The sequence below is a fragment of the Mesorhizobium sp. P2_F5 genome (assembly GCF_056403715.1).
The window spans coordinates 260,725-278,433 of the sequence record NZ_JBFUEY010000002.1 but is presented as its reverse complement, the minus strand read 5'-3'; the positions used below and the strand labels follow the sequence as shown (position 1 = coordinate 278,433).

Here is a 17,709-nt window from a genome sequence, read left to right as displayed (position 1 = left end):
AACTGAACAGGAGTGCAAGAACTAACCCGACGTATGGAGGTTTGCTCACCAGCGCGGCTCCATGGTTTGGCCGCCGCGAATGTCACGGGTCGGGGCGTTGAAGAATTTCTCCCGTCGCGCTTGTGCGAGGTCCTTCCCTGCCTGTTCGGACTGAAACCAGGTCCCCATCATGGTCGTTTGCTGCGCTAGCAGTCCGCGCAGTTTCTGAGTCTGGGCGACCTGCTGGGTTGCGATCTGATGCCCGACCTGGAGGGCCTTCATCTGTCCGTCCGCTGATTCCGACATCGAACGGAGCTGGCGCATTGTGCCTTCCTCGTTGGAGAATTGTTCCGCGGTCAGGTTGGCCGCTTTCAGCGTGCCGGCTATGGTGTCGCGGTTGGTATCCGACCAGCTTTGCCACGCGCTTGAAAAGTCCTGCCCTTCCGGCAGGTTGCTCTTGAAATCGGCATAGCTTTGGAACCGCTGCTTCAGGACATCGTCCATATTACCCATGGAGAAGGCGATCCCTTGCCCCTGGTTTACGATTCCCTGGAGCTTTCCGAGATCGGTCTCGACTTGACCCCAGACCTGGGAAGGAAGCTTCGCCGTATTTTGCAGCATGTTTTCGTAAATGCGCATCTGGTTCTGGATCTGCTCGGCAAGCTGGGTGACCTGCGTGACCTGGTTCTGGATTTGCTCGGCCGACTGGCCGACAAGGCCAACGAGCTCTGAGTTGTTGAGCAACTGGGTCCATTCAGTCGCGTTGCCGGTGACGGCACCCGCGTTGGCAGCGGTCAGCGCTGCTGGCACTGACGCGCTTGCCGCCAGGAGCAAGATCATTGGAGCAAGTGAGCCGGGCCGAGCGCCACGGCTACGACTGGAGACCTGTGTCGACATTGTCGATTCCTCTCTGCTTGAGCCAAGCTGCGGGCCAGTCCTGGCCGTGAACCTCTCGCAATTCCTGGATGCGCTTGAGGTCGTCCTTGCCGGCCGCGCCGACGAAGGAGAGCGTTGCGGGACCGAGCGCCATGTCGAACAGCCTGCGTCCCTCGGGCGAGACGACGTAATATTCACGTTTGGGAAGCGCGGTCGCGACGATCTCGATCTGGCGTTCGTTGAAGCCGATCCGCTCATAGAACTCCCGAGTACCGCTCTCGCGGGCGGCCCCGTTCGGCAAGCAAATCTTCGTCGGACAGGATTCTTTCAGCACGTCGATGATGCCCGACTGCTCGGCGTCCGAGATCGACTGCGTTGCGAGGATAACCGCGCAGTTCGCCTTGCGCAGGACTTTGAGCCACTCCCTGATCTTGTCGCGGAACACGGGGTGTCCGAGCATCAGCCAGCCCTCGTCGAGGATGATGAGGCTGGGCGATCCAGTGAGACGCTTTTCGATACGGCGGAACAGGTAGAGCAGAACCGGGATGAGGGTCCGGTCGCCCATATTCATCAGCTGCTCGATCTCGAACGTCTGGAATGACGATAGCGTCAGACCGTCGGCTTCGGCGTCGAGCAGGTGCCCCATCGGACCATCGACCGTGTAATGGTGAAGGGCATCCTTGATCTCGCGCAACTGCACGCCTGACAGGAAGTCGGAAAGGGACTTTCCTTCGGACGTCGCCATTAGGCCCAGCTGCCGGGAAATGGCGTTGCGATGGTCTGGCGTGGTTTTCACACCCTGCAGCGCGATCAAGGTCTCGATCCACTCCGCGGCCCAGGCCCGATCCTCGTCCGAGCCGAGTTCGGAAAGCGGGCAGAAGGAAAGCCCCTCGCCTGCCCCGACATCATGATGATCGCCGCCAACGCCAAGCGTAAGCGGCAGCATGGACCGCCCCTTGTCGAAGGCGAAGAGCTGCGCGCCCTCGTATCTGCGAAATTGCGCTGCGATCAGACCGAGCAGGGTCGACTTCCCGGAACCAGTCGGGCCGAAGATCAGAGTGTGACCGACATCGCCGGAGTGAAGGTTGAGACGGAACGGTGTCGAGCCGGATGCGACCTGGCAGAGCGGCGGAGAATTCTCCGGGTAGAACGGGCAAGGGGCAACAGCGCTGCCCGACCACACTGCGTTGAGTGGGATAAGGTCGGCGAGATTGCGTGTGTTGATCAGCGGCTCACGGACATTGGCGTACCAGTTGCCCGGCAGGCTGCCGAGAAAGGCCTCGGTTGCGTTGAGCGTCTCGATGCGGGCGCCGAAGCCTTCGGCCTGAACAAGCCGGCGCACCGCTTCGGCCTTGTCGCGCAGTCGCCGCTCGTCTTGGTCGAACATCACGATAACCGGGGTGTAGTATCCGTAAGCGACGAGCTGCGATGACGATTCCGCGATTGCATCCTCGGCCTCCGCGACCATCATGGCGGCGTCCTGGTCGATCGACCGGGAGTTCGTCTGAAAGAGCTGGTCGAAGAAGGGGCGAACCTTCTGCTGCCACTTCTTGCGGGTTCGTTCGAGTTTCTGACGCGCCTCGATGGAATCGAGAAACATGAAGCGCGACGACCATCGGTAAGTGAGAGGCATCAGATCAAGCGAGTTGAGAATGCCCGGCCAGCTCTCGGCCGGATAGCCGTCGATCGCCACCACCGCGAGGTACCGGTTGTCGACGAGCGGCGAAAGACCGTGATGGAAGTCGGCAGTCACCAGGAAATCGAGATACATCGGGATCGCTGGCAGCCTGATCGGATGGTTTTCGCCTACGATGCAAAAGCGGACGAACTGCAGAAGCTCGTCATACTTCGCGATCCTTGTCCCGCCGCGCTCAGCTGTTTCCTGGGTGACCATGCGCCTGATCGACAGCACGTTCGCCATGTATTGTTCGAACTCGCGGATCGCGGTCCGGAAATATCCCAGCATGATGTCGGCAAAGCGCTCGTTGCGCGAGGCGTCGTCTGAATAGACATACTTTGTCAGGGTCGATTTGTGCTTCTCCGCCGGACGGTAGGTGAGAAGGATCGCGTGACGACTCTCGAAATGGCCGCTCTCGGCCTCGAAATGCTTTCTGCGTTCGTCCTCGATCGCAGCACTCACCGGGTCAGGGAAATGGCCGTCCTCACGTTGGGGGTATGCGGTGATCGGTATACGCACCGCTTCCACCTGGATCATCCAGCCGCTGCCGAGGCGCGCCAGGATGGCGTTGATCTGACGCGAAACCTCGTTGCGCTCGAAATCGGTCGAGCTTTCGGAATCTGGCCCGGCAAAATACCAGCCAGCGAGCAGCGAGCCGTCCTTCAGCAGGAGAATACCGTTGTCCACGAGACCTGCGTAGGGAAGCAGGTCGGAAAACGATGGACCGGAATGCCGAAATTTCTTGAGCGCAACCATGACCGGCCTCTTGCTTAGTAAGCCCGCCAGGGAGTCGAGGTCGGCCGGTAGTGCGGTCGGTATCGGATGTGGCGCAGATAGACGGTTCGCATCATCGGATCGGATTTTGCCATCATGCGCAGCATCGCGACGATGAAAATCCAGATCGCGATGCCAAACAGCGCGGAGAACCAGGTCAGAACGACAAAGATGAGAATGACGCTTGCCAGGCCCGTCACGAGCGCCAGCTCTCGATCTGCGCCGAACAGAAGGTTCGGCCGGGAAAGCGCGCGATGGATCCTGACGCGGCGGAGGTGGCTGATGCGCTCAGCCATCGGTGCGAGCCGAGGAAGGCTCGAGCGCCCTTCCCTCTACGGGCGCCTGGATTGGTGCGCCAATCGATGCGCCGCCAGCACCGAACAGCCCGACGATCTGCGTGGCGCCGAGAAGGATGCCTGCAACGAGCACGACATAGACCAGCCGCCGTGCGAAATCGTTCAACTCGCCGCCAAAGATCAACATGGCGCCGGCGATCGCCACGGCTGCGAGTGCGATCGTGCCGGCGACGGGTCCGTTGATCGACTGCTGGATCTGTTGAAGCGGGCCCTCCCAAGGCAGTCCGCCCCCTCCCCCGGCGGCGAATGCCGGTGCGGCCGGGAGGACCACTGAACCTACCAATCCAAAAGAAGTCTTGATCGCCTTACGCGACATGGCGTTGCCCCTCTTCGCTGTCGTCGGGTTCGATGCGGTAATGGCCGTCGCGATAACCCTCGACAACCAGCAATTCACGAACGCGTCGGCCCTTCGGCGTGCGTTCGATGGAGATGACCATGTCGACCGTCTCGCCGATGATTTCGGGCATCGGGTTGGAACTGACCTCGGCCGTCAGTTGCTCGAGGCGGGTCAACGCCGAAAGCGCGCTGTTCGCATGGATCGTGGCGATGCCGCCGGGATGGCCTGTATTCCACGCTTTCAGCAGCGTGAGCGCAGCACCATCCCGAACCTCGCCGACGATGATCCGGTCGGGTCTCAGACGCATGGTGGATTTGAGCAGTCGGCTCATATCCACCGCGTCAGTCGTGTGGAGCGCAACGGCATTTTCTGCAGCGCATTGGATCTCGGCCGTGTCCTCGAGAATGACCAGGCGGTGTTCCGGCGTCAGGCTGACGATCTCGCCGATTACCGCGTTGGTGAGTGTTGTCTTGCCCGTCCCCGTGCCGCCGGCAACGATGATATTCATCCGGTTCTCGACGGCGTTGCGGATGACCGAAGCCTGGTATGCGGTCATGATCTTGTCGCGGACATAGCTGTCGAGTGGGAAGAGCCGCGCGGCGCGCTTGCGGATCGTGAAGACGGGCGCCGCGACCACAGGTGATAACAGCCCCTCGAACCGATGTCCGCCGATCGGCAGCTCGCCCGAAATGATCGGCCGGTTGAGGTTCACCTCCGTTCCGAGCGCGTGAGCGACTGTGCCAATGATCGTCTCGGCCGCCTGCGGCGCCAAGCTGCCTGCCCGTGTGATCGGTTCGCCGATACGTTCGACGAAGAGCTGTCCGTCCGGATTGAGCATGATCTCGACGACGAGCGCGTCGTCGAGCGTGTTGCAGATCGTGCTGCCCATGGCCTCGCGGAGTTTTCGGACGAGGCGATGGTGTGATTGCGAAATGGGCATCATTTGAGGATCATCTCTGGATTCGATGTTGTGGATCGATCCGCCCTCACGCTGCGAGTGGGAGCGCGTCCAGGGAGAAGGGCTCATATCCGTTCGCCCGAACGCGAAGGGCATTTTGAAGGGTAGCGGGAATGATGCCGGCAACCGCGATCGTGTTGCCGATCGGACGAGGCGAGCCGAGGCGATTGAAAGGTAGCCCTGCCCTGCCAAGAATCTTTTCGAAACGGATGTCGGTGACAGTCACTACTTCGCAATAGCCGTTGACCAACGACCATTCGAGGATTCCGGCGAACAGCGCCATTGTCGTCTTGTGGAGGCCTCTGGCCGCATTCCTGGCTCCAAGCTCCGTATCCACGCAGAACCGGGAACTTTCGATCAACGCGGGATGGCGTGGCATGGGATGGCCATCGAGAAGGATCGGAAATGTCTGGCCCAGCATTGTCGGCCCGGTGGCTGGAAGTAGCCGTGCGCACCCAACGACACGGCGCGGATCGTCCGCGATGGCGAGGAGGTAGGTCGGATCGAGCGCGTCGTACTCATCTGTTTCGCGCCCGGACTTGACGGTTACGTTCCAGCCGAGGCGATCCCTGAAAACGCGCGCACGCAGCGCATGCATTTGATCGATCAGCCTATCCCCTGCGCTGCTTTCTCCATTTCGGACCGCAACTATCTGCATGCCATTTTCTCCGCGCTGTTTCGATAGTGCGAAAGAAACAGGGTTCGAGCAGGCGGACCATTACGGGTATCCGAAGGCCGTCCAGGTAAATCCCCAGAATGACCGGACTACCAGCGGTGGTTGCATTTTTTGGTTGATCTCACTTGCATGAACTTGAATAAGAGATGCACCTTTTTGCGGCTTGGGGCAGTAAGAAGGAGTGTTGATGAAGTCTCTGAAGCCACAGTTTGAAATGCTGCGGGACTGGTTGAAACTAGCGCCCGACAAGCCCGCCATCGATCAGGCTTTGCGCAGGTTCGCCAACACCCAGGGATTTGAATGGTTCACATATCTGTCGGTCCACGAGGCGGACGTGTATGGGATGTCAAACTATCCGGTGGCGTGGCAGAAGCACTATCTCGACAGCGGACTGGCCAAGGTCGATCCTGTCGTTGAAGCGGTGGCTGCAAGACGCGGTGCGTACGCCTGGTCGGAGAGTGGCTTGCCCGTTCCAGCAAGAAAGCATCACCGGACGTTTTTTGGCGAGGCCCGAAATTTTGGCATCCGTTCGGGGATCTCTATCCCTATCTTCGATGGTTTTGGAAGGCGTGCTCTCTTCACCTTCTCGTCGCGCGAGCGCAAACCCGACACCACCATGCTCGCGGACCCATATTCGGTTCTGACACTTGGTGCCTTCGTCGATGGCTACCTGCAAAACCGCGATGACCACGGGCTGATGAGCGCGGCCGCCTCTCCTTTGACAAGCTATCAGTTGGAGTGCCTTGCATGGCTACTACAGGGCAAGACCAATGACGACATCGCAGCACTTCGCAATGTCAGTCGCCGAGCCGTGGAGTTTCAGCTACAAAACATTCGTCGCAAGCTCAACGTCTTGACCACCTATCAAGCCCTCGGCATCGCAATCAAGCGCAAGTGGATCTGAGGTCGCGCAGTGGCGGATCGGCTGGCGACCATCAAGTTAGACCTCAACGGCGATGCAAGCAGTTGAGCGTTCGGTGCCAGCTGCGCTGTGTTGGCCCTCTAGCGGTTAGCTCGTTGGTTTATAGTTCGTTAGAAATGCGGCGATGATCGCCGCATTTTCTAAAGGTTGTAATTCACGTTAAAAGTGATAGTTTATAGAAATCACAAATTGCGGCGATCATCGCCGCAATTTAAAAGCCTGACAAACTTATGCCAACGAATGCCAACCGGAGACAATTGCTGCAAAACCTGGTGCCCGAGGGGCTACCGGTCACCAAACAATGGCTGGCGAGGCAGACCCCGGACTTCGATCGCCACGCGCTCGACAATCTGCTCAAAAGCAGGCAGCTCACGCCGCTCGCATCCGGTGTCTATATACGCCCCGGTACACACCTCACCTGGCAAGGCGTCGTCGCCGCGTTGCAAACCATCTTCAGCACGGATCTAAGTGTCGGAGGGCTGACAGCGCTCGAATTGCAAGGATTTGCGCACTACCTGCCACTGTCGCGGCAACGCGCGGTCCATCTTTACGGCAAAGACGCTTTGCCAGCCTGGCTACAAAATGCGTTGCCTTCAGTGCAATTCGTCCGCCACAACCGTCTCTCCTCGCTGGGCGGCTCCGGCCTCGTCAACCGCGGGTATGATACAAACGAGCGATCTTTCTTAGATGCCGCCATACCGGGTCAGCGGGCCGGCGTTTGGCCGTTCACCATGTCATCGCCTGAGCGGGCTTATCTCGAGGTTCTCATGGACGTGCCCGGCGTCATCTCCTTCGAGCACGCCGACCAGCTTCTCCAAGGCATGACCACGCTCTCGCCAAAGCGCATGGAGCAACTCCTGCGCAAATGCACGAATGTCAAATTGCGTAGGCTGTTCTATTGGATGGCCGAACGTCATTCCTACGCCTGGCTGAAGAAGCTACCCAAAGCCGAGGCGCTTGATGAACTTGGCATTGGCATCGGTAACAGAGTGCTGGTCAGAGGCGGCAGGCTCGATCCAAAATACCGCATAACGGTTCCGGAGGAGATGTGGACACAACGAGCCCTTACTTCAGACAAGTCCGACTCCTGACGCGCGTCTTGCCGCTCGTTGCGGCGGAGAGGTGCTTCGCCCTCAAGGGCGGCACGGCCATCAATCTCTTTGTTCGCGATCTGCCGCGGCTCTCCGTCGACATCGATCTTGTCTACCTGCCTATGGATGACCGCGATGAGGCGCTCAAGAAAATTGCTGAAGCGCTCTCACGCATTGCTGAAGCCATCTCCAAGGCGATGCCCGATACGGAAATTATCCGATCATATGAAGATCAGCGCGATGCCTTGCGTCTTTTCGTGACCCAAGGCGGCGATCGCATCAAGGTCGAACTTTCGCCCGTGTTGCGAGGCTCGGTGTTCCCCGAGGAATTACGAGAGGTGTCGCCTGCGGTTGAAGAGCAATTCGGCTATGTCGAGATGCAGCTTCTTTCGATCCCCGATCTCTACGCCGGAAAGCTATGCGCGGCGCTTGACCGACAACATCCGCGCGACCTTTTCGATGTCAAATTGCTGTTCGAGAATGAAGGGTTGACCGAAGATTTGGTGAAGACCTTTCTCGTCTACCTTATAAGCCATAACCGGACGATGGCGGAGCTCCTTCAGCCGACCCGCAAGGACATTGCGGGCATCTACGAAGGTGAGTTTCTGCGCATGTCGCAGATCGAGGTTAGACTCGATGAATTGCTAGACGTTCGCGAGCGGCTAATTGCAAACCTCAATCAAACACTCACCGACGATCAGCGAAGATTCTTGCTCTCCTTCAAGGCGCGTCGCCCGCAGTGGGATCTGCTTGGCATCGAAGGGGCGGACAAGCTTCCGGCCGTTCGCTGGAAGCTGCATAATCTGGAACGCATGCCGGAAGAACGGCACCGTCGGGCTTATGAGAATTTGGAGCGAGTGCTCGGCCAGAAGGGCAACTAAGCGACGCTCAGGCTCGGTGACCGGAGGAACCCGAACAATCTTCGCGATCCGGTCTGCACTGGAACCACAGGTGACATCAATCCAGCGCGCGCAAATAGCGAACCGGCCGACCCTCGGCAATGCGGTCACCGGCGGTGGCGATGGAGTTCGCGTCGATGCCGAAGTGTCGGTAAAGGCCGTCGATCGTCCCAGACTGACCAAAGTGTTCGACGCCAAGGCTGCGCGTGCGGTGGCCAAAGACCGAGCCGAGCCAGCCTAGTATCGCCGGGTGGCCGTCCGTGACGGTGACAATCGCGCAGTGGGGCGGGAGATCGGCAAACAGCCTTTCGACATGGCTCCTGGCATGGACGAGGCCGCGTTCGCGCGCCCGGCTCGCAGCCGTCCAGCCCGCGTTCAACCGGTCAGCTGAAGTCACTGCCAGAAGGCCGACATCGCGACGGTCCTCCGCCATCATGCCGACCGCCTCGATGGCCTCCGGCGCGACGGCGCCGGTGTAGGCGACGACCAATTCGGCGTTCGGGCCTGGGCGGCGCAGCCAGTAGCCACCATCGACAATGTCCTGTTCCAGTTCCGGCGTCATGGCACGGGCGATCTGCTCAACAGGCCGTGTCGACAGGCGCAGATAGACCGATCCGCCGGTCTCGTCGCGCAACCATGTACGCTCGGACTGCACGGCATCGCCATCGCGCTGCATGTAATCCAGCGCAAAGCGCATGATGACGCTCAGCTCATCGACGAAGGCCGGCTCGTAGGCGGCGAGACCGTCCTGGGCCATGCCGATCAGCTGGGTGGCGATCGACTGATGCGCGCCTCCCTCGGGCGCCAGCGTGACGCCCGATGGCGTGGCCACAAGCAGGAAGCGGGCATCCTGGTAGCAGGCATAGTTGAGCGCATCGAGGCCGCGTTGGATGAACGGATCGTAGAGCGTGCCGATCGGCAACAGCCGCTTGCCGAAGATCGAATGCGCCAGGCCAAGCGCCGACAGCAGGATGAACAGATTGTTCTCGGCGATGCCCAGTTCGATGTGCTGGCCGGACGTGCCGAACTCCCATTTCTGCGCCGAGGCGATGCGTTCGTTACGGAACGTATCCGCCAGCGATTCCCGGGCAAACAACCCACGTCGGTTCACCCATGGACCGAGATTGGTCGAGACCGTGACGTCAGGCGACGTGGTGACGATCGCATCGGCAAGCGGCCCGCCGGCGCGTGCGATCTGGTCCAGAATCCGACCGAAGCCGATCTGCGTGGAGACGCTGCCCTTGGCCTCGGAGACAAGATGATCGGGCACGATGATGCGTTGCGCGTGGCGCCGCCTCTGGCCCTTGGCTGCGAACGGAACCGCATCGAGGAAACGTTGCAGTTCCAGGTCCCCGACATCCAGCCCTTCGAAGGCGTTCCACTCGCGCCCCTCGCCGACCGACATCGACGTGCGAAACATCGCCATCTGGTCCTTGGTCATCAGCCCGGCATGGTTGTCCTTATGACCGGCAAGCGGCAGCCCGAAACCCTTGATGGTGTAGGTGATGAAGCATGTCGGCCGGTCGTTGCCGCGCGCCGTCTCGAACGCATCGAGCAGGGAGGGAAGATCATGACCGCCGAGGTTGGTCATCAACGCGGCCAGATCGGTATCGGATCGGCGTTCGAGCAGCGATGCGACGGCCGGCTCTTCGCCAATGTCGGCGAGCAAGCGTTTGCGCCAGGCAGCGCCGCCCTGGAAGGTCAGCGCTGAATAGAGCTGGTTCGGACAGGCATCGATCCAGGCGCGCAGCGCCTCGCCGCCGGGCTCGGCGAAGGCCGCCTGCTGGAGCGAGCCATGTTTGAGGATGACGACGTCCCAGCCGAAATTGCGGAAAATGCTCTCGAAGCGTTCCCACAGCCCCTCACGCACCACGGCGTCGAGGCTCTGGCGATTGTAGTCGACGATCCACCAGCAATTGCGCAGGCCATGCTTCCAGCCTTCCAGCAGCGCCTCGAAGATGTTGCCCTCATCCATCTCGGCATCGCCGATCAGCGCCACCATGCGGCCTTCGGCAAAATTTTCGTCGCGGGCGCGCAGATAATCCTGCACCAGCGAGGCGAACAGTGTCTGGGCGACGCCGAGCCCGACGGAGCCGGTGGAGAAATCGACGTCGTCGATGTCCTTGGTTCGCGACGGATAGCTTTGCGCACCACCGAACGCCCGGAACTGCTCAAGCTTCTCCCTGGTCTGGTTGCCGAGCAGATATTGGATGGCGTGAAACACAGGCGACGCGTGCGGCTTCACCGCGACGCGATCCTCCGGCCTCAGCACAGAGAAGTAGAGAGCAGTCATGATCGTCGCCATTGAGGCTGATGACGCTTGATGGCCGCCAACCTTCAGGCCGTCAGTGCTTTCGCGCAGGTGGTTAGCGTTGTGGATCGTCCACGCCGACAGCCACAGCACCTTTTTCTCCAGCGCCGAAAGCGCCTCCAAAGTCCGCTCGTCCAAGTGCCAAGTCTCCTGGTGAAACCGTTCGAAATCATAGGGCGGAGGAAAAACCGATTGTCGCTAAACTTGCCTTAGTTCGAGACTTGTTTTAGCTGCTTTGATCAATATCGATGGTAGGAGCGACAATCCGTGCCAAAAAGCCGACTGGACGATATCGACCGCAAGATCATCGCCGCGCTACAAGAGGACGGCAGGATGACGGCGCAGCAACTTGCCGATCAGGTCGGCCTGTCAGCATCGCCCTGCGCGCGTCGCGTACGCATGATGGAGGACAGGGGCGTCATCACTGGCTATGCCGCGCTCATCGACCAGGATCTGGTCGATCTGCCAATCTCGGTGTTCGCCTCGATCAAGCTGGAACGCCAGCGCGAGAGTGAGCTGGAGCGTTTCAACACGGCGATCGGGCGCTGGCCGGAGGTCGTCGACTGCTATTTGATGACCGGCCAGCGCGACTATCTGCTGCGCGTGGTGGTGCGCGACCTGCACGCCTATGACCGCTTCCTGAAGGAAAAGCTGACGCGGCTCGATGGCGTTGCCTCGATCGAATCCAGCTTTGCCCTTGCCCAGATCAAGCGGTCGAACCGGCTTCCGATCGAGACGTGAACCTATGGCCTTGCAGACGATGTTGGACCTCAGCCATGGTCAAAGATGCGTCTGATCCCGAGGTTTGCATCCTGATCCACTCAGGCCCTGCCGCAACCCAGTTCTGAAAAGACCGTGCACCAGAAGCGGTAGTCACGCGTGCGGCCGTCGAAATGCGCTGTCAGCGCGCAATGTGCTGCTGCAGTCGCCGCGCGCAGTCCATAAAGCTCGGTGGCTGCCCGAGCCATGGCATCCGGATCGGCCAGTTCCCAGAGCGTCAAGTCACCAATGCCCGCACTGCCGGCACGGAAATAATCGGAATGAATTTTGGGCATAGCACGACCTCCCGCGGGTTGAGTCCAGCGAGGGCAGCGGTGCGCGCTGCGAGGCCGGACGTTGGGAACCCACGTGGAGTGAGCCACGATCCAAGGGCGTTACGCCCAGGATGTTCGTCGTGTCGTCCCTGGCCTTCGGCGTCTTCGCAAGGCGGTGGTAGCCACCCGCAGAAGTTGCGCATGGGTAATTTATTGCAGAGCGCTGTTTGGAAGACAACCTGTGTTGATGAGCGCCAGGATGATCAGCCTACCGCGCTCGTGATGATGCGTAAGCCGATCGGCGGCACAAGGGCGACGGCCTCGTCCGAGATGCGTGGTGAACCGGCACTCGCAGTCGACTCGCGTTGGCGATTCGTCAGCGGCCTGGACCTGCCCTCCGCGCACCGCAGCGCAGCGGTGATGGCAATCGAGTCGAGATGGACCTCGGTCTCGATCTGTGAAAATCCAGTGCCGAAAGACGCATCTCATGAAAAACGATCACTACCAATGGATTTTGATGTAATTCGTCGGTATCGCGTAAATTTCTATTCGTGGAACCTATGGCAGTCCGACTGCGGAAGAGTCGGTCGATTATGGCGGTGTGCGCACCTGCTTGTCGTACTTGCGGGCGGCGAGGCACGCATCGCACTCATGTCAGGGGCGACCGGCCGTGAAGGCTTGCACGCTGGAAGTGGCGCGGCGAACGGCTCGTTCGGGGAGTGCCCTGCACGATCGTGGGTCCTGCCTGGTTCGACCATAACCGGCCCGACCAGAACAGACTGGTCATGCTGCAAGGCGACAAACGGCTGTCCGCAATCCACCCGACGGTGCGATCGCACGGTACTGCATAGCGAAAGAGGACCACAGCATAAGGATTTCGATCCGGTCTTCGCAGCGCTTGCAGCCGGTGCTGTTGGCACGCTTGACGGCGCGCGTAACGTGTCGCGTCAGCACAAGTCCGGCATCATCCGAGCTCATGGATCGTTACGCCCGGCACAACGGTCTTGGCGATCTCGCACAGGTGCTGGTGATGCGTCAGGTAGATTACCTGTCCTGCACTCGCCATCTCGCCAAACAACCGGAAAACCTCTTCCGAACGGACATGGTCGAAGGTTTCCATGATGTCGTCGGCGATGAAAGGGACGGACGGTCGAAACTGGGCGAACTCGTAATATCCCGCAAGCCTGAGCGCCAGGTAGAGCTGGAAGCGTGCGCCCTTTGATAGCGCGTCGGCAACCTTGGACTGCCCGTCACGCTGCAGAGCGATGAGCACTTCACCACCTTTCACCGGTTGGGTTGTCAGACCCGAGTACTGGCCGCGCGTCATGAGCGCGAACGCGTCGGATGCTCGAGCCATCATTCCCGAGCGATGCCGCTCGCGGTAGATGCGCAGGGCATTTCCGGCCGACAAGATGCCCAGTTTCAGCTCGATGTAGCGGATGGCCTTTTCCTCGATCTCCAGAAGGATCGTGCGCCGTTCGGCATCTATGCGGGCAACAGCGCTGTCGCCGCCGATGGCGTCCAGCCTGTCTGAGGCGCGCGTCTGGCGAATAAGCTGTTGCTGGATTGCTTCGTCAAGCTGCAGAAGCCTCTGCTCGCCTTCCGCCTTCTCGATTGCCAGGCTGTCAAAATCGAGCGCATCCAGGATTGAACGCGCCTGCTCGAACCCTGCCACCGCGAGTTCGGCCGATACCTGCTCCTGGAGTTCGGCGACGGCAGTGCGCAGACGATCCCTGTCGCGCAGCAACTCGTCGCGTTCAACGACTTCGGAGAGTGTGGCCACGCTAAAGGCGCTCAGGATCTCGTTCCTGCGGCGCGCATGGGCCGAAATTTCGGCGTCGAGAACCTCGCGAGCATCCTGCAGGCGCTTTAGCTCGTTGACGAGGCCTGCCTTCGCTGCGCGCGCACGATCGGCGCCCTCGAGGCGTTCGGCAAGCCGGATCGCCAACTGTTCCGGCTCGTCGTCGGCGGCCTCGCCCGCCTCAGTGGCGATGGTGGTGACCTCGACAATAAAGTTGTCCCTGTCAGCCTCCATCTTCTCGATGCGGATCTGCATGGCGTCCCGTTCCTGGAGGCTTCGGGCCAGCTGCGCCACTTGATCGAGGACGGTGCCAACAGCGGACGCGGCAACTCCGTTTTCGAGCCAGGTGCCCTTGAGCGCTTCGGCAACGCCGGCCAGCCATTCTTCCTCACGCCGTTCTGCTACGCCCACCGCGCGTCGTCTGGTGGCCAGTTCTTCCTCCCTGGCGCCCACTGTTTTGAGCACCTCGGCATGTGCGGCGTCCACTTTGCGCTGCCGGTCGAGGAACAGCTCCGCGACGGCCATGATCGTTTCCAGGCTGTCGCCAGGTTCCGAGCCTATGCCGACGCTCTTGAGCGTCCCGTCCAACTCAAGACGTATGCGTTGTTCCTCGTCGGCAGCGCGCCCAGCCTTCTTGCGGGCAACTTCGATTTCCTCCCAGGCTTCGAGCGCATCGGCGCGGGCGGAGATATGATCCTCGATCAGTTCGATCAGACGCTCTGGCGAGGGTTCCAGGCATTCTCCGAGCAGATCTCGCGCCGCCCCGCGCATTTCCGACAGTGCGGCATCCGCATCCACGTCGATCCGTGCAACTTGCTCGCGCGTGCGTGAAATGTCGGCCGCGGCCTCGGCAAGGTCGCGTGTTGTTGCCCGGATGTCGGCAAGCTGCGAGGCGCTGGCCAAGCGGCCCGCACCGATACCGTCGTCGCGTGCCAACGCTACCGCGAAATCATCCGCTGTCTCGCCGGTAAGCTCGCCTCTGTGCCTTGCCCAGGCCTCGTCGCGGGCACGCCGGACGGCGGCGGCCGCTTCATCGTCGGCAACATCGACGGACGCACGAAGGCCCCCAAGGTGCGCCGACAGCAAATCGTGATTGGCCTGGCGGTCGGCGAGACGTTCGCAAAGCACGGCTTTGTTCCGGCCGAGCGTCGTTGCTAACGTCTTCCAGGCGTTGATCTGTCCGGCGCTCGGGACGGAAACCCTTGTCAGCGACCGCACGTCTCCAGACCATGGGTGCAGGCGTCCCAGTGCCGCCTCCCATCGAATTGTGGCTGCATCCTCCGCCTCGCGCGCGGCCTTGATCTCGCCGAGGTGCCCGCTAGCTCTCGCCTTCGACAAAGCCGAGCTCAGCTTCGCCCTGGCAGGCTCGGGCACAGCCCTTTCTTCGCCCACCCGTTCCCGAGCCGTCTGAAGCGCGTCATGCGCCGCCGCGGCTTCGTCCCGGGCGACGCCAAGACGCGTCGCGATTCCGGATCTCTGTTCGACCATGGCGCGGACAGCGCCAACGGTGGCGGCAGGCAGAAGCAGTGCTGCAGGCTCCGGCTCCGAGGACCGTCCCAGGGCGGCAAGGCAAGTCGCCACTGCGTTGTTGAGAATCTGCAACTCCGTCCTTCGATTGGGTAGGTCAAAGCCTGCCGAGGCGAAGCGCACCTTGCTTTCCCCAAGGCTTCGAACACGCTCGGAAATGGCCAGGATCAGGTCGTCCACGTCAACCGCAGCGATCTTCGTCGTCAGGCGCTCGACCTCGTCGATGTTTGCGGCCAGCCGGGTTCTCAGGCTGGCGTCGTCATCGATCAATGCGGTGACGCTGCCTGTCCAGGTCCGCGGCGGTGAGGCGATGTCCGGCAACTCGGCCAGCCGGGCTGCCTTGCGTCCAATATCCGCAAGGATCGGGCCAGCTCGGCGGTATCTGGCAATGGCATCGAGGCGCGCCGTCAGCACCGATCGTTCGGCGATGGTGTGATCGTATTTTTCCACCGCGTCGAGACGTTCGGCTTCATGGGCCTCATACGTCGATGCCACGGTGTCGATCTCGTCCCTGCGCGATTTCAGTTCCGCAAGGCGTTTCTTCAGAAGCGCAAGTTCCGTTCCGTGGGCTTGCTTGCGGTAGAGCCCGTCGGCCTCGGCCTCAAGCGCGCTCAACGTGTCGCTGGCATGGCCAAGGCCGGCACTGGCCGTGAACAGCAGCTTGCCCAGATCGCCGCGCGACTCCAGGATTGATTTTCCGCCTGCTTCCAGTGTCTCGTCGTCGAGCGAAAACATGGTCGCGTATGCGTCACGCGAAAGACCCGCAAGGTGGGCCGTTATTGCCAGTTCGCTCACCGGTTGGCCCGTCGCGTTCAGCAATGAATTGGCACGCTGTTTCGTTCGCGTGAACGCATGCTCTGCGCCGCCGAGTTCGAGCACGCCGCCGATGCGCATGGCGCTGTACTCGTGCAGGAAATTGTAGCGGCTGCGTTCCTCGATGCCGAATAGCAGGTCGAGGTAACCAGAGAGCGCCGTCGACTTGCCGGCTTCGTTCAGCCCGAACACGATATGCAGGTCGGGACCGGATTCCGGCTTTGGCCCGAAGTCGATCGTCCTGTCGGTGAACTTCCCATAGCGAATAAGGTCAAGGCGCCGGAGCCTCATTGCGATCCACCGGATTTGAGGCGAGCGGTGACCAGATCAGTGCCGCTGGCAAGCACCCGGTCTAGGAACAGTTCCAGCTCAGCCTCGTCTCTTCCAGCGAAATCGCGCCCGTCAGGCGGAAGATCCGCGATCATCTTCTGGACCAACGTCCTCGCCTCGGCACGGAAAGCTTCCGAGCCAGCATCGGCGCGCATGGATTGAGCGAGTTCGAAAATCGGATCAGCTCCGCCCTCGGACGTTTCGGCTGCGGATGGAGAGACGTTAAGCTCGAGCTTCTCCACCCAGGTTTCACCAACCTGTTCCGCGACCTGCTCAGCTTCTGCGAGCAGCAGGTCACGGTCACGGATCAGCGCCCAGGACAAAGGTGACGCCCCGGTCAGGCCGAGACGGACCACAGCATGGCGAGACCTGACTGAGGCCCGCAAACCTTCGAGCGCGGAACGGACTCGTCCGACGACTTCGGACCATTCCACCGTTCCGGCCAGGTCAACGTTCACTCGCTCGAATTGCGCGATACTGGTCGGCCTCTCTTCGATCTCGATGGTGCGGTCGTCTCGTATCGTCACCAAGGTGACGGATTTCTCTCCGGCCTCGTTGATGTCCCTGCCCTGTGGAATTCCTGGCATCACCACGGTGCTCGCCCCAGGATGGACTTGGCGGACATGGATGTGTCCAAGCGCCCAGTAGTCGAAGCCATGGCTGTGCAGGTCAGCGACGCTGCAGGGAGCGTAGACGTCGTGGCCGGGCGATCCGGCCAGGCTCGTATGCATGATGCCGACATTGACCGCGCCCTCACGCGGGGCTGGATACTTGGGAAGCAGACTGTCCGGCGCCTTGGGGCTGGCAAAGCTCAAGCCATGGAACATGACGTCGAGCCCGCCGGCTGTCTGCAGCACCGACTGGGGACGGCCGCCGAAGATGGTGACCGTGTCCGGAAACACCAGCTGTTTCGATATGCGCGATAGGGCGTCATGATTGCCACGGATCTTGAAAACCCTGATGCCGGCCTGGAGAAGTCGTGTCATCTGTGACGCCAGGAACCGCGCCGTTTTCATGGATGTTTGGTCGCCATCGTACAAATCGCCGGCGATGACCAGCGCATCGACACGTTCCGCAAGGCAGAGATCAACGATGGAGATGAACGCTTGGCGGCTGGCGTCTCCGACAAGTTCGGCAAGGTCGGGGTTTCGCATCGCCAGCGAACGCAGTGGCGAGTCGAGATGAATATCGGCCGTGTGTACGAATCGAAATGCCATCGGGCGGTCTCCGGTTACGAACATACGGGCGTTCGACCGCGGCTCGATAGAAGAATTTGATCATACGCTTGGTCCGTGCCGAAAAGGCTTCGACTAGTCCCCTAGCGTGAAAGATCGATGAGAGTGGCGC

The 17,709-nt window shown here is 60.9% G+C and carries 14 protein-coding genes; 4 read left to right on the top strand and 10 right to left on the bottom strand.

Translation table 11 applies throughout. The annotated features are described in order from the left end of the window. Nucleotides 1–45: 45 nt before the first annotated feature. The 6 genes from trbJ to traI are packed head-to-tail and all read right to left on the bottom strand — an operon-like array spanning nt 46 to nt 5,616. Nucleotides 46–819, bottom strand: coding sequence for a P-type conjugative transfer protein TrbJ (trbJ, locus tag AC1DYO_RS03520; protein WP_477260540.1), 774 nt, complete (start codon nt 817–819; stop codon nt 46–48). A 31-nt stretch (nt 820–850) separates the two neighbouring features. Next, complete coding sequence (locus AC1DYO_RS03515) at nt 851–3,289, bottom strand: conjugal transfer protein TrbE (protein WP_477260337.1); 2,439 nt, start codon at nt 3,287–3,289, stop codon at nt 851–853. 14 nt (nt 3,290–3,303) lie between these two features. Continuing rightward, nucleotides 3,304–3,603 carry a conjugal transfer protein TrbD gene (locus tag AC1DYO_RS03510; RefSeq protein WP_477260335.1) on the bottom strand — a complete coding sequence of 100 codons (300 nt, stop codon included), beginning with the start codon at nt 3,601–3,603 and terminating at the stop codon, nt 3,304–3,306. Next, a complete protein-coding gene (locus AC1DYO_RS03505) occupies nt 3,596–3,979 on the bottom strand; it encodes a TrbC/VirB2 family protein (protein ID WP_477260333.1) in 384 nt (127 codons plus the stop codon). Before AC1DYO_RS03505 ends, AC1DYO_RS03510 begins: the two co-directional genes overlap by 8 nt. Then, nucleotides 3,969–4,940, bottom strand: a complete 972-nt coding sequence (gene trbB, locus AC1DYO_RS03500) for a P-type conjugative transfer ATPase TrbB (RefSeq protein WP_477260538.1) — start codon at nt 4,938–4,940, stop codon at nt 3,969–3,971. The genes AC1DYO_RS03505 and trbB overlap by 11 nt, the downstream gene beginning before the upstream one ends. Before the next feature lie 46 nt (nt 4,941–4,986). Beyond that, nucleotides 4,987–5,616, bottom strand: a complete 630-nt coding sequence (gene traI, locus AC1DYO_RS03495) for an acyl-homoserine-lactone synthase (protein ID WP_477260331.1) — start codon at nt 5,614–5,616, stop codon at nt 4,987–4,989. Between the two features lie 205 nt (nt 5,617–5,821). Here traI and AC1DYO_RS03490 point away from each other — a divergent pair, with 205 nt between their 5' ends. The 3 genes from AC1DYO_RS03490 to AC1DYO_RS03480 all read left to right on the top strand — a co-directional run bounded on the left by AC1DYO_RS03490 (nt 5,822) and on the right by AC1DYO_RS03480 (nt 8,528). Further along, the gene (locus tag AC1DYO_RS03490) at nt 5,822–6,538 is read left to right on the top strand and encodes a helix-turn-helix transcriptional regulator (protein ID WP_477260329.1); all 717 of its coding nucleotides are present in this window, start codon (nt 5,822–5,824) and stop codon (nt 6,536–6,538) included. A 248-nt stretch (nt 6,539–6,786) separates the two neighbouring features. Beyond that, the gene (locus tag AC1DYO_RS03485) at nt 6,787–7,647 is read left to right on the top strand and encodes a type IV toxin-antitoxin system AbiEi family antitoxin domain-containing protein (RefSeq protein WP_477260327.1); all 861 of its coding nucleotides are present in this window, start codon (nt 6,787–6,789) and stop codon (nt 7,645–7,647) included. Nucleotides 7,648–7,655: 8 nt separating this feature from the next. Beyond that, a complete protein-coding gene (locus AC1DYO_RS03480; protein ID WP_477260325.1) occupies nt 7,656–8,528 on the top strand; it encodes a nucleotidyl transferase AbiEii/AbiGii toxin family protein in 873 nt (290 codons plus the stop codon). A 76-nt stretch (nt 8,529–8,604) separates the two neighbouring features. Here AC1DYO_RS03480 and AC1DYO_RS03475 read toward each other — a convergent pair whose 3' ends face one another. After that, nucleotides 8,605–10,995 carry a transketolase-like TK C-terminal-containing protein gene (locus tag AC1DYO_RS03475; protein ID WP_477260323.1) on the bottom strand — a complete coding sequence of 797 codons (2,391 nt, stop codon included), beginning with the start codon at nt 10,993–10,995 and terminating at the stop codon, nt 8,605–8,607. 129 nt (nt 10,996–11,124) lie between these two features. Here AC1DYO_RS03475 and AC1DYO_RS03470 point away from each other — a divergent pair, with 129 nt between their 5' ends. Next, nucleotides 11,125–11,598 carry an Lrp/AsnC family transcriptional regulator gene (locus AC1DYO_RS03470; RefSeq protein WP_477260321.1) on the top strand — a complete coding sequence of 158 codons (474 nt, stop codon included), beginning with the start codon at nt 11,125–11,127 and terminating at the stop codon, nt 11,596–11,598. Nucleotides 11,599–11,678: 80 nt separating this feature from the next. On the opposite strand, the gene AC1DYO_RS03465 is transcribed toward AC1DYO_RS03470, so the two are convergent. The 3 genes from AC1DYO_RS03465 to AC1DYO_RS03455 all read right to left on the bottom strand — a co-directional run bounded on the left by AC1DYO_RS03465 (nt 11,679) and on the right by AC1DYO_RS03455 (nt 17,579). Further along, nucleotides 11,679–11,912: a hypothetical protein gene (locus tag AC1DYO_RS03465; RefSeq protein ID WP_477260319.1), complete on the bottom strand. Its 234-nt coding sequence runs from the start codon at nt 11,910–11,912 to the stop codon at nt 11,679–11,681. Between the two features lie 943 nt (nt 11,913–12,855). Continuing rightward, nucleotides 12,856–16,323 (bottom strand): ATP-binding protein, encoded by a 3,468-nt coding sequence (locus AC1DYO_RS03460; RefSeq protein WP_477260317.1) that lies wholly within the window; start codon nt 16,321–16,323, stop codon nt 12,856–12,858. Continuing rightward, a complete protein-coding gene (locus AC1DYO_RS03455; protein WP_477260315.1) occupies nt 16,320–17,579 on the bottom strand; it encodes a metallophosphoesterase family protein in 1,260 nt (419 codons plus the stop codon). The genes AC1DYO_RS03460 and AC1DYO_RS03455 overlap by 4 nt, the downstream gene beginning before the upstream one ends. Nucleotides 17,580–17,709 lie beyond the last annotated feature (130 nt).